Raw genomic sequence first — 12840 nt, 5'->3', positions numbered from 1 at the left:
CAGTGAGCCAGAGGAGTTGTGCATATGAGAGTGATTTTGGTAGATGATGAATATCTCGCTCTGAGCAGGTTGAACAAACTGTTGCAAGAGAGAGAGGATTGCGAAGTTATCGGCTCTTTTCTGACGGCACAGGAAGCCATAGATCAGATCGAAATTCATCTGCCGGAAATCGTCTTCATGGACGTTCAAATGCCGGGGATGAACGGGATCGAGGCGACCGAACGTATCCATGAGGTTTCTCCTGGAACAGAAGTTATTTTCACAACCGCATATAACGAACATGCACTGACAGCCTATGGGCTTGAAGTGCTGGACTATATTATGAAGCCTGTAACGCGTGACCGTTTGGAAAAAACGATGAAGATGTATCAACGCCGAACGGTGTCAGCAAGTCTGAATATAACAGAAGGGCCATCCATGTTGATCCGTTGTCTGGGGATGCTCCAAGTCCAAGTGCACCCAAATGAGCCGCCAAAACATATGAAGTTCAGAACAACCAAGATTAGAGAGTTATTCGCCTATTTGCTCCACCATCGGAACAAACCGATTAAGCGGGATACGCTACTTGAACTGTTGTGGCCAGAGTTGGATGAGCGGAGAGGTATATCCAATCTGCACAGTGGGATCCATCGCTTACGCAGCATGATGAACGAATTCATGGGTGAGGACAAGATGGTCATTCGTTATCAACAGTTTGGTTATCTATTGGAAACGGGTGAATTCAGGATTGATGCGGAAGAATGGGAGAGCCGTCTTAACCGATTGCCTCTATTATCTTCGTCTACAATAACTGAACATCGGCAGACCTCAGATCAATATGAAGGCAAATATTATGGCGAGGACGATTATGTATGGGCTGAGTTGGAGCGCCAGCGATTGCATGCACTCTGGCGTAACCATGCCATGCAACTCGCACAATATTACATTGATCTAGGGCAGAATACGGAAGCACTAACGCTATATTACCGGGTACAGCAATTCGAACCATCATTGGAGGAAGTCGGACTGGCCTTAATGAAGACCTACGATCGATTAGGCAATAAAGATCCTGTGGTCGCTCAATATAATCAGTTGGTTATCGCTTTAGAACAAGAGGCAGGTATACGCCCTGGCCTAGAAGTTGAGTTATGGTACCAACAATGGAAAAATTCGAATAGTTAATTGGAAATATACAGCCTTGCAGCTTCATTTGCAAGGCTGTTTTTTGTTGTATTTGTTAGCGAGGAGTCTGGTAAGAGTTTGGTAAGAGGCTATGTGTAGAATAAGCAAGATGAGGGTAGATATGATGTTTTGAGTCAGTAAGCAGTCCAAAAATAACATATTAAGTAGGAGGAAACTATGTACACAGCAAAAATCCGGAAGAAACCATGGCAAAGAATTTCCATGCTGGTTCTTTCCTTTATTCTAGCGATTGGAACGTTGCCCATGAGTTTGGCTCAAGCGGAGGCGACTAACCAGACTCCTGTTGGTCCGGGCGGAGTTGGATCCCCTTCACTATGGCTACGACCAGAGCGGGTAAGCGGAGTTGCCAGCGGCGAAAAGGTGAGTATCTGGGAAGATCAAGGCAGTAAAATAAACAACGCAACCCAAAGTACGGAAGCTAATCAACCGACCTATTGGGATGATAAAAATCATAATATCAATTTCAATCCGGTATTGGAATATAACGGCACGAGTAGTTTTATGAATCTGGATGTAAGTAAGCTTCCTCAAGGGAAGAGCCCCAGATCGATCATTACCGTTAGCAAAACCAATAAAACGGGAGGCCTCAATTATATTATTTCATGGGGAGTACAAACAACGAATGCTTATACGGGTATGGGGATGCTTCAAGTTGACGCAAGGGGCGGCTTGACGACATTTAACAGTGACAGTAATCAGACTTTATACACTCCCGACAAGTTTATGGGAACGACATTCCCGACCGAGCTATTTGTTACTTGGACAGGTGGGGACACTGGAACGAATATAGCTAGATTGTACAGTAAAATGGAGCAGGTACAGGAACTGGGTGGTTGGGGAAAAGATAATGCTAAGGCATGGAATACTGGTAACTCGGACGGAGCTTTAGTTGGTAAGCTAATTCCGGCAACTGTGGAGAATAGTGGATATTGGCAGGGTACGATTGAAGAAATCATCGTATTTGACCATGCTCTGACGGACGCAGAACGCCAAAAAGTCAGCACATATTTGGCGATCAAATACGGCTATACGCTTGATCAGACGACAGCAAATTCATATGTCGATTCAAACATGGCTACGATCTGGGATGCCCAGGAGAACGAAGTCTATACCCATCGGATTACAAGCATCGGTCGAGATGATCAGAGCGGATTGATGCAGAAACAAGCCAAAGCGCAGGAAGAAGATTCGATATTGACGATTGCATTAGGCAACAGTATCGAGGATACGAATTCTGCTAATGAAAATAAAATAACAGAAAATTCTTCTTTCTTTACATTCGGTGACAATGGGGAGAAAAATACCGATTTCGTAACACCGATTACTAATGATAAAGAAAAACTGCTTATGATGAAGCGTATCTACAAAATACAGAAATTAAACTGGACTGAAACACAGATTACACTTCAACTAGACAAAAAAGGTGGCTCGACGGAGTTGCCTCGATATCTAGTAATTAGTGATGATGCAAAATTTGATGCTCCAAAATCGTTCTATTTAATTGAAAATGGCCAAGTAAGCATAAATACCTCCAATTTTGGTCTGAATTCATACTTTACGATAGCAGAAGTTGCTGCTCCTTTGACGGCGCCAGACATCACACTGATCGACGATGAGTTGAAATGGGAAGCAGTTGAGCATGCAGATAAATATGAAGTAACGATTGAACTGGAAGACGGCAGGAAGCGGACGGTGGAAGTAACCGAAAAGGCGCTTAACCTGTCGCAATTGGTACCATCGCTAGAAGTTGGCACCTACAAAGTGACAGTAACAGCGAAGACGAACAATCCAGCCTACTCAGATTCAGAAGCATCAAATTCGAAAAGTTATGTTGTTATTGATAAGGCGAAATTGAAAGCCAAAATCGATGAGATTAACGGTAAGATCGAAACAGGCGAACTGGACGAAGAGGAGTACACACCAGCGAGCTGGACAGCACTGGATAATGCAATGAATGAAGCAGAGCGAGTGTTGAATGAACCGACAGCGACTCAAGCGCAGGTAGACAAGGCGCTTTTGGATCTGACAGATGCAAGAACGGGCCTAATCCCTACAACATCTGTACCCGTTGTAGATAAATCAGTTTTGCAAGCGAAAGTAACTGAAATTACAGGTGAAAGCCTGGAAGAATCAGCTTACACGCCAGCGAGCTGGACAGCACTGGAAGAGGCAAGGAACGAAGCAAATCGAGTGTTGAATGAACCGACAGCGACTCAAGCGCAGGTAGACAAGGCACTTCAGGATCTGACAGATGCAAGAACAGGCCTAATCCCTACAACATCTGTACCCGTTGTAGATAAATCAGCTTTGCAAGCGAAAGTAACTGAAATTACAGGTGAAAGCCTGGAAGAATCAGCTTACACGCCAGCGAGCTGGGTAACACTCAAAGATGCGATGAATGAAGCAGAGCGAGTGTTGAATGAACCGACAGCGACTCAAGCGCAGGTAGATAAGGCACTTTTGGATCTGACAGATGCAAGAACGGGCCTAATCCCTACAACATCTGTACCCGTTGTAGATAAATCAGTTTTGCAGGCGAAATTAACTGAAATTACAGGTGAAAGCCTGGAAGAGTCAGCGTACACACCAGCGAGCTGGGAAGCACTCAAAGATGCGATGAATGAAGCAAATCGAGTGCTTAATGATCTGACAGCGAATCAAGCGCAGGTAGACAAGGCACTTCAGGATCTGACTAACGCTAGAACGGGACTTACCAAAGTAATTGGTACAGATGAGTCTACGTTGCAAACACTGGTCCCTTCCGTGGGAAGCTTGTCTCCGGCTTTTGATCCGGCGAAAGACACGTACACCATCTCTGTGCCGAATAGCGTATATCAATTCCAGCTCACGCCAACGGCACTTGATCCACATGCGAAGATTGAAATAGCTGTTGGAGATGGAGAATGGAACGAGGTTTCAAGTGGCAGTGTAAGTGAGAATCTACCGCTTCAAGTCGGTGGGAATAAGATCGTTGTTAGAGTAACCGATTCACTTGGAAATGTTACGGCGTATAAAATCAACGTGACTAGAGCATCCAGTGACAATGGTAACAATGGTGGAGGCAACAATGGCGGCGGTGGAAATACGGGAGGTAACGGCGGAAGTACACCAGCACCAGCACCTACACCTGCGCCAGTACCAACGCCAACTCCGGCACCCGTGAAGGATAATTTGGAAACAACTCGGGATGGTAACCATCAACCATTTGCTACATCCAAACCATCTGACAACAAAGAAACATTGGTTCAAGTTGATCCAGCCAAGCTGAATGTTGCCATGTCACAAGGCACAGGCCAGCAGTTCGCCATTCATTCACCGAATGATGGGGATATGAAGGTGGACGGTTTAACCCTCGATACACTGAAACAATTGGTGGATCAAGGTTCCAAACTAAACATTAGCAATCCGCTGGCAATCTATCCGGTACCTGGCGGTAAAATGGACGTGAATGGTGTGTCCAGACAGCTTGGTAATGCAGCGTTGAATGATATTGATGTCCATGTTGATATCGCACGTTCCTCGGATGCTTTGATTGACAGCGCTGAGACAAGAGCCGCATCCCAAGGATACGAGCTACTTGTCACACCGGTTGATCTGGATCTGACGTTTACGAAAGATGGACAGACCGTGCGATCCGGCCAGCTGAACGGTTATGCACCGAAGTATATTGCACTTCCGGAAGGTATCGATCCGAACCGGATTACTACAGGCGTAATCATTAATCCGGACGGTAGCATCTTCCATGTACCAACGGTTGTCACTAAGATCAGTAGTCGTTACTACGCACTCATTAATGACTTGCGTAGCAGCGGAAGTTACTCGGTCATCTGGAACCCGCAGGATTTTGAAGATGCCAGATCCCATTGGGGTAAAATTGATGTGAACAACATTGCTGCAAGACTGGATTTGCAGGGTAACGGAGATAACACATTCTCACCGAACCGTCAGGTTACTCGTTCTGAGTTTGCCGAGATTGTTGTGCTTGGACTGGGCTTAATGCGTCAGGATGCACCACAGAATCTATTCCCTGACGTTAACGATTCGGCATGGTTCCGCTCTGCGGTAGCCCTTGCAAACGAATTCGGTATCGTTCGCGGTTACGATAATGGGAACTTCAACGGTAATCAGGAAATCACACGTGAGCAAGGATTTGCTATGGTTGCTCGTGCCTACCGTCTGATTGAGCCGGAAGCGGTAATCAGCCCGGATCAGATGAACTCTGAACTGGAACGTTACAGTGATGCAACGGATGTATCGAATTGGGCCAAAGAAGATGTAGCCCAGTTGATTGCAGCCGGAATCATCCAAGGTAATGGGCCGGAGGTGCTGAGTCCAAAGACCACGATGACTCGTGCCGAGGTTACTGCATTGATTGCAAGAATGTTGAAAGTAACAAACTTGATTGATCAATAAACACAATCTAAAATGAAAAGCCTTTGCTGACATTGGGGGTCGGCAAAGGCTTTTTTCTATTTTTATTAAATTCTTAAATCCATGTCGTAATACTTTCGCCCTGTTGGCAGATCGTGGAATCTGAGATGATGGGTTCACCAGAGGTTCGGGTGACAAACTTTGAACTGCTGGCCTTCAGGCTATTGCGATCCTTCCTTCTACAATCATTGGAGATCATAGGGTCGCAGCTCTCCTGAAGATTTTATTTCAGAGAGGAGGCGTCCAGGCTATCACATTCCTTCCTTCTAACCCTAACCTTCCACGTTATATAGGGATGTGGCTTTCCTGGACTCTTTTATCATGAACAATACAATCTATTTGCGCAGAGCAAACAAACTCATTATCGAATCAAACGAAGGGAAGCAACAGTTGCCGAAGACATATCTGGCGACTGTCCTCAAAAATATTGAAGCACTCGGATACACCTTCTCGGATGAGCTAATGCAGGCGATGCGGCAGCTGTCCAAGGAACAATTTGAAGCAACATATATTCAACTGGTGGCTGATCTAAGAGTCATGGTCGGCGCACATGTGAAGTACACACCGATGTATGCAGGATTCCCAATGCAGGTGATGCAAGCAGATGAGGCCGAGTTATATCTCAATGCGATTATTCATTATCTGACCAACCTGACTGTGGTCTATCCGGATCAACCATCTGTGGAGCGAATGCCTTTGCTGGAGAAGACGGACTTGAAAGTCATTGGACTGGGAAACCAGCAAGCATTCCAGACACTCATCCGTCAGATCATTGAAGCAAAAGGTTCCATCTCGGAAACAGACAAGGCCGATATCGACACGGTATTGGAGCATGCAGACCCGGAAGACGTGGATGCGCTATTACCCACTGAGATTCCGTTCAAAGAAAATGTGGGCTTTGTGGTCGCCTCGCTGTTGAAGCATGAAAAAGCGAACATCGACCGGATCGGTCCGTATTTCAAAACGGCAAGTGATGTCCTGCGTCTGGCTGTTGCCTGGTCCGATGGTGATGTTAGCCTCGCTGCGGCTTCTCCCTTCCGGAAATTCAAACGCCGCGAGAGACGCCTTTTGCTCGGATTATTGGAGCAGTGTGGCTCCATGACGGAGGATATGCTCCGCTATAAAGATCGCTGGATTCGCCTTGGCGAAATTCTGCATCCTTCGGAATATAAGCTTCGGTATCCGCGATGCGAAGAAGCCTTTGATATTTTGCGTAATAATAAGCCTTACTCGACCTTCAACGGAAGTGTGGAGCTTGCCTTCCAATATCGGAATGTCTGGAGTCTGATTGATCTGTTGTCACAGCATCCAGGTGAATTTGCGAGAAGATTGGATCACTTGCTGCGGATGACCGAAGATGAAGCGTATGTACTGCTGGCATTTGGTGAGGTACTGGAGCAAGTATCTACCCCGGTGTTATTGCAGGTAAGACAGCATTTTGCCCACCGTAATGAACCGCAGGATTTGCGTGTCTTTTTCCCGAAAGGCAATGTAGCCAAAGCTTTTGCTGTTCCGAATGAGCTGCCAGAGATCAATGAAGCCACGTGTCAGAATGTCGTGCAATTGTGCGAACAGGCATTGGTAGAGCGCTTCGCTGCCCTTGCCCCGCTTGGAAAGACTTATGTCGATCCGCAGCTTCATGATTATCTGGTGCCCTTTTCCCAGAGATCGGCGAGCAAGGCTCTGCATACTATCGTTCGTGGAAGCCGTGTGCCGATGGCAGAGGGTGATACCATTCGTTTCTTCAACTGGTGGAGAGAGGGGGACGTGGATGGAAAGTCTACAGGGCGTGTGGACATTGACTTGTCTGCGGTGATGTACGATAAGGACTGGAACTATGTGGAGCATATTTCCTATACGAATCTGCGATCCTCTAACTATAAGGCTGTCCATAGCGGAGATATCGTGACTGCACCTAACGGAGCAAGTGAGTTTATTGATCTGCATATTCCATCCATCGTGGCTTATGGTGGACGATATGTGGTGGCAACACTGCTTTCGTTCACCAGTCATCCGTATTGTGATCTGCCGGAATGTTTTGTAGGGTGGATGATGCGGAAGAAGCCGGGGTCTGGCGAGATTTTCGAACCGTCTACCGTAGCGAACAAAATCGATATTACCGCGGATACGCAGATTGCGATCCCTGTCATTATGGACCTGGTTGAACGTACCGTCATCTGGACAGACCTGGCGCTGACAAGCCATCCGGATTACTACAATAATGTGGAAGGCAATCAAAAAGGTATGGTCCTGATGGGCAAAGCACTAACGACTTTACGCAAACCCGATCTGCATGACTTGTTCATGCTCCATGCCAAAGCTAGAGGAGAGCTGGTGGATACAATGGATCAGGCGGATACAATCTATTCGGTCGATCAAGGTATTACACCCTATGATATCGAGCAGATTATGGCGGAGTATCTGGTTTGACCTGTTTGACTTGACTACTGGTGATATGTGAATATCAAGGTTAGAAAAGAGTAGCTGATGCTGCTCTTTTTTTCTGGTTTAAATGCAAAGAGCCTACAGAATGGTGCAGGTAATGTCGGATGCAAAGAGAATGACTTTGCTAAGCTTAAATTAACGTGGGAGGGATGATATGGATACGCTGAGGCGGTTAAATGAAGCCTTGAATTATATTGAGGAGCATCTGATGGATGTCGTGGACATGAAGGAGATTTCCCGGATTGCCTGCTGCTCGGAGTATCATTTTACACGCATGTTCTCTTTTCTTAGTGGTGTAACACTCTCGGAATATATTCGACGTCGCCGCTTGACATTTGCAGCCATGGAGTTAAGCCACAGTGACAGCAAAATCATTGATATTGCACTAAAGTACGGGTATACATCGCCGGATTCTTTCTCGCGTGCTTTTCAAAGCATGCATGGCACTACGCCCTCCGAAGCGCGTAACCATGGTCCATCCCTTAAAGCCTTCCCACGGATGACATTTCAACTGACCATTCAAGGAGGAAGCGAAATGAACTACCGTATTGAAGATAAAGAGGCGTTTCGAATCGTGGGTATTCGTAAAAGGGTGCCAATCGTATTCAACGGGGTAAATCCGGAGATCGCGGCGATGTACCAGAGCCTTACACTGGAATTGATTGATTCGATCAAGGGGGCATCAAACGTCCAACCTCTGGGCTTAATCAGTGCTTCAGCCCATTTCAGTGAGGGACGGATGGCGGAACAGGGAGAACTGGATCATTACATTGGTGCAGCTACGACAAAAGAGACGCCTGAAGGACTGGAACAGCTGGAGGTTCCTGCTTCAACGTGGGCTGTATTTACTGTCGTTGGCCCGTTTCCAGGCACGCTTCAGGAGGTGTGGGGCCGGATCTACGCGGAATGGTTTCCTTCATCGGACTATGAGCTGAGTGAGGGCCCGGAAATGTTATGGAATGAGCACAAGGATGTTACTGTAGAGCAATATAGAAGTGAGATATGGATACCTATTCGGAAGAGATGATACTGTCTCTAGCTTAGTATCTGCGGGCGCAGCTTTTTGAAGCTGCGTTTTTTGTTTTCAGAATTTGCTATCGGATGTACGAGCCGTTTTCATTGCAAATATATGTAATATAATGGTATTATTTTATTGGAATTGTAAGAATACTTGGATGTAGAAGAGTGATTTAAAAAGGGGGTGGCGAGATCAGGTTTACATGAAGTGATGACTCTATTCTATACGCACGCAGACATAAACATTCCATTGATTATGGACGGGCTCACATAGCAGACATATCGATATGAGACGGAAGTGTCAGTTATTATACATTATTATGTAAGCGCTTTATTAAATGAGTTCCAAGGAGGGAATTACTCATGACCAAAAGTATAGTGAGAAAGGCGCTTGGTTTGTTTTTAATCATCGTTATGATCGCAACAGCTGTTGTATACCCTGCATCTACTGGACACGCGGCAACCATTAATGTGACCGATAACGGCTCCAGAATTGAAGTAAACACCGGATCAGGATTAGTCTATGTGGTGAACAAAACCAATGGGGATATTATATCGGCCAAAATGAACGGTACAGAGCTGAACAGCAACAAAGGATCACATATCGGCTCAGGTTTGGGCTCCTCTGCCAATGTGACGTGGAATACCTCTCCTTCAGGATCAACCGTGTTAATTACGGTATCCACAAGCACACTAACTCACTATTATGCTTCACGTGGTGGGGAGAATATCATATACATGGCCACGCATATCACGGCTCAACCTTCGATCGGGGAGCTGCGATACATTTTCCGTGGTAATGGTAGTGTTTTGACAGGTGTTCCGGCGAATTCAAACAACAGGGGTAACACCGGAGCGATTGAAAGTCAGGATGTGTTCGGGTTTGCCAATGGACAGTCGGCCTCCAAATATTATGGTAATGATCAGGCCAAAGATTTATCCGTTCGTGGAGTTACGGGGAATGGCGTCGGTGTATTTATGGCCTACGGCAATCGGGAAAAAAGCTCTGGTGGTCCATTCTTCCGCGACATCCAGTTCCAAAGTGGAACAGAGACGGAAGTATATAACTATATGAACTCGGGACATGCACAGACGGAGAATTGGCGCCTGGGTCTACATGGGCCGTACGCTTTGATCTTTACAACCGGAGGTACGCCAAGTGTACCCGATTTCAGCTGGATGTCTGGTCTGAATCTGCAGGGTTGGGTATCCAGTCGGGGGAACGTAGTGCTTAATGGCCTCTCCGGGATGGATACAGGATATGCTTACACAATTGGGTTCGCTAATAGCAATGCCCAGTATTGGGTGGGGACGTCTTCAAGTGGGGCGGCCGCCAAATACAGCATGATCCCGGGCACGTACACTATGACAGCTTATAAGGGAGAACTGGCCGTATATACGGAAACGGTTAATGTCACGGCAGGGCAAACGACGACACTGAATACACGTACGATCAACAATGACCCAAGTAAAGCCTCTAACATCTGGCGAATCGGCAACTGGGATGGTACACCACGGGAGTTGCTGAATGGACAGACGATTCCGATCCGTCACCCTTCCGATAGTCGCAACCCAAGCTGGGGACCTGTCACCTATGCTACCGGTAGCGCGACCAATCGATTCCCGGCAATCCAGTTCCGTGGTCAGAATTCTCCAACCACAATAACGTTTAATTTGAATGCATCTCAAGCGGCATCTTCTCATACGCTCAACATCGGTATTACCGCAGCTTACAATAATGGCAGACCGAGTGTAACGGTTAATGGACATGCTTTAACCAATCCTGCTGCATCTTCACAGCCCAAATCTCGTAGCTTCACCATTGGTACGTATCGTGGGAACAACACAACCTTTAGCTGGAATGTTCCAGCATCCTACTTCGTCAATGGTTCCAACACTATCACGATTACGCCGATCAGTGGTTCCAGTGACTTGGGTAACTGGTTAAGTGCAGGTTGGGTCTACGATTGTGTTGAGTTGTTGAATTAAATTGCGAATGCAATGTAAGAGCAGGTGAAGATATGATCCGTAATAAAACATATTGGATGGTACCGGTCTTCATAGGGTTGATTATTTTCTTAATGGGATGTACTTCCTATTCTAATGTTTCATCTGCTTCAATTAAGGCGTATAAGCAAAACATCAAGCAGGAGTTTCCGAAAATTCGAGAGACGAAGATTCGTTATTCCACTCCACGGGTGGAATTTGCCTACATTGTGAAAAAGCAGTTGGGAGAAAATGAGGTAGGACGTCTGTTTGTTCAGACCCGAGATTTCATGACCAGCCCATCATTTCAAAATGAAGTAGTCAATGGAGAGTATAAGGACGAAAATCCGAGTTGGGGCGATCCGGAACTGGCGATTACAATTACCGTTCGTGGTAATGATGTGACAGCCTATCAGTTTACGTGTAAACCGACGGAATCAGATTCCGACACAGGTGCAGCAGAGTATACGGAATGGTACGTCCAGACAGCAGGTGATCCAGAAAGTAGGCCTTATTCAGTCCCGAACAACGAGGACGACACATAAATATTATTAATTTTCTGCCAATGATTCTTAGGTAAAGTAGTCCGAGTTGCATGATCAAACATAGTGGGTGTCATCCAAGTCGTCTGAATGAACTTGGATGACACCTATTTGATTTAAATTTGCAGGCAGTCCATTGCTGGAGATGGTGATCCGGATAGTGGTATAATTTTCAATACGTAATCATGAGTGAATGAACGGGGAGGAAAAGAGAATGAGAGACGATCTGTTGGTTCAATTGCAAGAGTGGCATGAAGAAGATGAGTTTCAGGAAATTGTAGATGCAATTCAAGCAATTCCTGTGAAAGAAAGGGATTATGAGCTGGTTAACCATTTGGGAAGAGCGCTAAATAACCTGGAAAGGTATGAAGAAGCGGTTGAACAATTCCTGACGGTTGCTAAAGAGGGCACAGGCGACCCACTTTGGCATTATCGGATTGGACTGGCTTATTATTATCTGGAGCAATATGCGCATGCCCAGCAAGCGTTCGAAAGAGCGGATCAATTGGAGCCTGAGGATGAAGATACGCTGGAGTTTCTGGAATGGATTCGAAGCAAAATGGAGGAGCCATCCGAATCTGAATCTGAAGTTGAAACGGATCCAGAGGCTAGTGAAGAATTCCGTGTACCCGTTGACGTTGCAGCGACCCTTCCAACGGTTCCCAGACCGGAATCAGGCAAATTCTGGAACGATAGTGAGCAGGCACTGGAGCATTATGTGTCCAATCCGCCAAGTGATGGTCTCATTGACTCTGTGGAGGAGCAATTGGTGTTCCGACTCCCTGTCTCCTACATTGAGATGATGAAGCTACATAACGGTGGCGTTCCGTACAATCGTTATTTCCCTGTAGCGAATACAGATACAGGAGCTACGGATTATGTTGAAATTGAAGGCATACTGGGCATTGGCCGTGAGAAGCCTCGCACATTAGCCGGTGCACAAGGTAGCTGGACTTTGATTGAACGTGAAGGCTATCCGGAGATTGGTGTAGTCATCGCAGTTTCTCCTTCGGAGTCGGGGGTTGTCATGCTCGATTATCGTTCATTCGGTAATGATGGAGAACCTGAGGTCGTTTATGTGAAGAGGGAGAATCCCAAAGAGACCATTCTGCTGGCACCGAACTTTGAGACGTTTATCCAGGGATTAATGACCCCGGAGGTTTAGAATTCGAATTCCTTAAACTGTTTGTGCAAAAACACATCATTCGTTTAGGAGGTACTTTTGTCTGGAAGGGAG

Annotated in this window: 7 protein-coding genes; all 7 read left to right on the top strand. The window is 46.2% G+C overall.

Features of this window, described 5'->3' with window-relative positions; genetic code table 11:
- The first annotated feature begins 24 nt into the window (after window positions 1-24).
- Window positions 25-1161, top strand: a complete 1137-nt coding sequence (locus MHI52_RS30555; protein ID WP_076320146.1) for a response regulator — start codon at window positions 25-27, stop codon at window positions 1159-1161.
- 177 nt (window positions 1162-1338) lie between these two features.
- Window positions 1339-5595: an S-layer homology domain-containing protein gene (locus MHI52_RS30550; RefSeq protein ID WP_405158201.1), complete on the top strand. Its 4257-nt coding sequence runs from the start codon at window positions 1339-1341 to the stop codon at window positions 5593-5595.
- A 339-nt stretch (window positions 5596-5934) separates the two neighbouring features.
- The gene (locus tag MHI52_RS30545; RefSeq protein WP_405158200.1) at window positions 5935-8043 is read left to right on the top strand and encodes a TerD family protein; all 2109 of its coding nucleotides are present in this window, start codon (window positions 5935-5937) and stop codon (window positions 8041-8043) included.
- Between the two features lie 169 nt (window positions 8044-8212).
- The gene (locus MHI52_RS30540) at window positions 8213-9085 is read left to right on the top strand and encodes an AraC family transcriptional regulator (protein ID WP_340028022.1); all 873 of its coding nucleotides are present in this window, start codon (window positions 8213-8215) and stop codon (window positions 9083-9085) included.
- A gap of 353 nt (window positions 9086-9438) precedes the next feature.
- Window positions 9439-11064, top strand: a complete 1626-nt coding sequence (locus MHI52_RS30535) for a rhamnogalacturonan lyase B N-terminal domain-containing protein (RefSeq protein WP_405158199.1) — start codon at window positions 9439-9441, stop codon at window positions 11062-11064.
- 32 nt (window positions 11065-11096) lie between these two features.
- Window positions 11097-11606: a hypothetical protein gene (locus MHI52_RS30530; protein ID WP_339284866.1), complete on the top strand. Its 510-nt coding sequence runs from the start codon at window positions 11097-11099 to the stop codon at window positions 11604-11606.
- A 211-nt stretch (window positions 11607-11817) separates the two neighbouring features.
- Window positions 11818-12768 (top strand): SMI1/KNR4 family protein, encoded by a 951-nt coding sequence (locus MHI52_RS30525; RefSeq protein ID WP_405158198.1) that lies wholly within the window; start codon window positions 11818-11820, stop codon window positions 12766-12768.
- Window positions 12769-12840: the final 72 nt, after the last annotated feature.

Origin of the sequence: Paenibacillus sp. FSL H8-0283, from assembly GCF_045040675.1 — a bacterium.
Classification (GTDB): Bacteria; Bacillota; Bacilli; order Paenibacillales; family Paenibacillaceae; genus Paenibacillus; species Paenibacillus amylolyticus.
Note: the sequence above shows the minus strand (reverse complement) of the source record. Positions and strands in the feature narration are given on the sequence as shown.

Coding starts and splice junctions, on each gene's coding strand:
- MHI52_RS30550 (WP_405158201.1), top strand. CDS start 1,339: ATGTACACAGCAAAAATCCGGAAGAAACCATGGCAAAGAATTTCCATG.
- MHI52_RS30555 (WP_076320146.1), top strand. CDS start 25: ATGAGAGTGATTTTGGTAGATGATGAATATCTCGCTCTGAGCAGGTTG.
- MHI52_RS30525 (WP_405158198.1), top strand. CDS start 11,818: ATGAGAGACGATCTGTTGGTTCAATTGCAAGAGTGGCATGAAGAAGAT.
- MHI52_RS30540 (WP_340028022.1), top strand. CDS start 8,213: ATGGATACGCTGAGGCGGTTAAATGAAGCCTTGAATTATATTGAGGAG.
- MHI52_RS30530 (WP_339284866.1), top strand. CDS start 11,097: ATGATCCGTAATAAAACATATTGGATGGTACCGGTCTTCATAGGGTTG.
- MHI52_RS30545 (WP_405158200.1), top strand. CDS start 5,935: ATGAACAATACAATCTATTTGCGCAGAGCAAACAAACTCATTATCGAA.
- MHI52_RS30535 (WP_405158199.1), top strand. CDS start 9,439: ATGACCAAAAGTATAGTGAGAAAGGCGCTTGGTTTGTTTTTAATCATC.